The 2,805-nt window shown below is 60.1% G+C and carries 3 protein-coding genes and 1 pseudogene; 2 read left to right on the forward strand and 2 right to left on the reverse strand.

The annotated features are described in order from the left end of the window. Nucleotides 1–494, forward strand: a pseudogene (locus LG30_RS0114170) (IS3-like element ISAs31 family transposase); the annotation flags it as partial. A 62-nt stretch (nt 495–556) separates the two neighbouring features. Here LG30_RS0114170 and LG30_RS0114175 read toward each other — a convergent pair. Continuing rightward, the gene (locus LG30_RS0114175) at nt 557–931 is read right to left on the reverse strand and encodes a DUF1090 domain-containing protein (protein ID WP_033131348.1); all 375 of its coding nucleotides are present in this window, start codon (nt 929–931) and stop codon (nt 557–559) included. A 178-nt stretch (nt 932–1,109) separates the two neighbouring features. On the opposite strand from LG30_RS0114175, the gene LG30_RS0114180 reads away from it, so the two are divergent. Beyond that, nucleotides 1,110–1,463, forward strand: a complete 354-nt coding sequence (locus LG30_RS0114180; protein WP_033131349.1) for a DsrE/DsrF/TusD sulfur relay family protein — start codon at nt 1,110–1,112, stop codon at nt 1,461–1,463. Between the two features lie 3 nt (nt 1,464–1,466). Here the strand turns inward: LG30_RS0114180 and LG30_RS0114185 are convergent, their stop codons facing one another. Next, nucleotides 1,467–2,684 carry an MDR family MFS transporter gene (locus LG30_RS0114185; protein ID WP_033131350.1) on the reverse strand — a complete coding sequence of 406 codons (1,218 nt, stop codon included), beginning with the start codon at nt 2,682–2,684 and terminating at the stop codon, nt 1,467–1,469. Nucleotides 2,685–2,805: the final 121 nt, after the last annotated feature.

Here is a 2,805-nt window from a genome sequence, read left to right on the forward strand (position 1 = left end):
AGCAGGTCACGCCGGTGGCACCGGAGCAAGTCTGGGTCGCCGACATCACCTATCTGCCAGCCAGGAGCGGGCCGCTGTACCTGAGCCTGGTGACGGATGCTTACTCACGCAAGATAGTGGGTCATCACGTGCACGAGGGGATGCACGCCGAGTCGGTGGCGATGGCGTTTAAGAAAGCACTGAAGCAACGGCGTGGCGGCGGGGAGCTTATCCATCACTCGGACCGCGGCGTGCAGTATTGCTCGGGCCTGTATCAGTCATTGCATGCCCGGCACGGGGTGAAATGCTCGATGACGGATGGCTATGACTGTTACCAGAATGCGTTGGCGGAACGGGTGAACGGAATTTTGAAAGGAGAGTTGTTGTTGCAAAGCCCGCAGGACCTGGCGCAAGCGCGGGAGATGGTGCGTGAGGCGGTGGATATTTACAACCTGGAGCGACCGCATCATGCGTTGAAATACAGAACCCCCGATGCGGTGCATCGGGGGTTCTGAGTCACGTGAAGCTAGACGAAAATGTGTAAACCTATTTCAGGACTAGACACGCAGCAGAGTCGTCAGGGTTTGACCAGCTTCTGCAACGCCTCCAATTTGCGCTGGGCTTCCAGCAGTTCGGCCTGGGACTCCTCCAGCTTGGCCTGCTTCTTGGCGATCTTGTCCGGCTTGCCCGACACCCGCGCGCTCTGCAGATCGGCAAGGCGCTCTTCCACCTCCTCCTTCTGCTTGGCCACTTTCTGTTGCTGCTCCTTGAGCAGGCCCGCATCGGTACAGTGGGTCTCGATGTTGCGCAGGGCCTGCTCCAGCCCGGCCACCTGATCCGCATTGTTGTGCGCCTTGGCGAAGACCAGCTGATCGGTCACCGCCTGATGCCGAGCCTTGCAACCAACCTCCTGGCTGCCATAAGCCTGACCGGCCAACAGCAGCATACTCATTCCGGCAATCTTCCACATAACGACCTCGTCATTCTGTCATATTGGATGGCCGCCTATGAGACCTGACTCACCCTCCGAGGTCAAGGCGGAGGGAAAAACCTACGACAGACTTTGTATCCCATCACGTCAACAGCACCCGTATGGCGCTACAATGACACCTTTCAATCCGGAGAGCCCCATGAAGCAACAGATCGTCATCATCGCCAACGGCGCCCCCTATGGCAGCGAGTCCCTGTTCAACGCCCTGCGTCTGGCCATCGCCCTCAACGAGCAGGGTGGCGTCATCCTGAAGCTGTTCCTGATGTCCGATGCCGTCGGCGCCGCTCTGGCGAGCCAGGCGCCAGCCGAGGGCTACAACCTGCGCCAGATGCTGGAGATCCTGCTGGCGCAGGGCGCCCTGATCCGGCTGTGCAAGACCTGCACCGATGCCCGTGGCATCACGGCTCTGCCCCTCATCGAGGGTATCGAAATCGGCACCCTGCCCCTGCTGGCCCAGTGGACCCTGGCGGCCGACAAGGTGCTGACCTTCTAATCCTCAGGACTCAGTACTGACCTGGATCAGCGTCGGACGCGGGATCCGGGTCCCCCATCCATAGAGAACCAGAATAGCCAGACAGAGCAGCGCCATGAGCCCGTAGAGCCAGCTGCCTCCCCAATTGGTCAGGATCCAGCCTCCCAACAGCGCCCCGATGGCGATCCCTAGCCCGGACATGGACGCGGCCCCAAAATAACTGCCCTTGAGGTGGCTTGGCGCCATCTGATCGATCAGCACGTTGAGCAGCGGGAACAGGATGCACTCACCGACGCTGAGCAGGATCACCGCCACTATCCAGTGCCACCAGATGGCGGTATCCCCGAGTGCAAAGAGCAGTTGAGCGCCAAGAAAGATCGCCACCCCGAGTTGCAACCGGCTCTTGATGAGCCAGTTGGCGGTCAGGTGCAACAGTGGGAACTGCAGGATCACTATGGTCAGTGCATTGGCCGACACCAGCCAGCCGATGAGCCGCTCCACCTCGGGAGTCCCCGCCCGGGTCAGATACTGGATGAGCGGCGACTCGAACTGGGCATAGACCAGCATCAGCAGCACGTTGGCCAGGGTCAACAACAGGAAGCCCCTGTCCTGCCAGAGCACGCGCAACACGGCCCGCATGCCGGGGCCGGCTGCACTGCCTGCCTGAGCTCCCGCGAGTCGAAAACCGAGTATGAAGATGAGGCCGAGCAGCAGATAGCTGGCACTGAGCAACAGAAAGGTCTCCTGCCGGGCACTCAGGCCATAGCTGACACCGAGTAGGGGGCCTATGGCCGCGCCCAGGTTGAGCAGAAAGTAACGAAGGTGCAGCGCCAGCTCGCGAGCTTTCGGCTCGGCCAGGCTATCGGCCATCAGCGCCTTGCCCGGTGAATCGATGAGCCCGTAGGAGAGTCCACTGCCTACCACGCCGATCGCCAGCCAGAACACCTGATGGGAGAGCCCGAGCAGGCTGACACTCAAGGCCGACACCAGGCAGCCAAACAACAGTATGTTGCGCCGTCCCCACTTGTCCGACAGCCAGCCCCCATAGAAGCTGACCAGGGTAGAGAGTGCCGCAGTTGACCCCAGGATGAGGCCAATCAGCGTCGCCGACAGACCGTAGTCACGGTAGAGTAGAATGGAGAGAAACGGCCAGACCATGAAAAAAGTGGTGCGCACCATGAAGGTGCCCAGGATCACGATCCAAACCAGAGGGGGAAAATGCCTGAGATAGGCCCATGACATACTGCAATTCCTTTTGACAGCGAAGAGGCGGGTCGTCCCTTATAACAATTGGCGCCAAAAGGAACAAGCCATCTCGCTTGCAACAGAGTCAGAGAGAAACGCCGTGTCTAGTCCTGAAATA

This window comes from Aeromonas aquatica (assembly GCF_000764655.1).
Taxonomy (GTDB): Bacteria; Pseudomonadota; Gammaproteobacteria; order Enterobacterales; family Aeromonadaceae; genus Aeromonas; species Aeromonas aquatica.

Coding starts and splice junctions, on each gene's coding strand:
- LG30_RS0114175 (WP_033131348.1), bottom strand. CDS start 931: ATGAGTATGCTGCTGTTGGCCGGTCAGGCTTATGGCAGCCAGGAGGTT.
- LG30_RS0114180 (WP_033131349.1), top strand. CDS start 1,110: ATGAAGCAACAGATCGTCATCATCGCCAACGGCGCCCCCTATGGCAGC.
- LG30_RS0114185 (WP_033131350.1), bottom strand. CDS start 2,684: ATGTCATGGGCCTATCTCAGGCATTTTCCCCCTCTGGTTTGGATCGTG.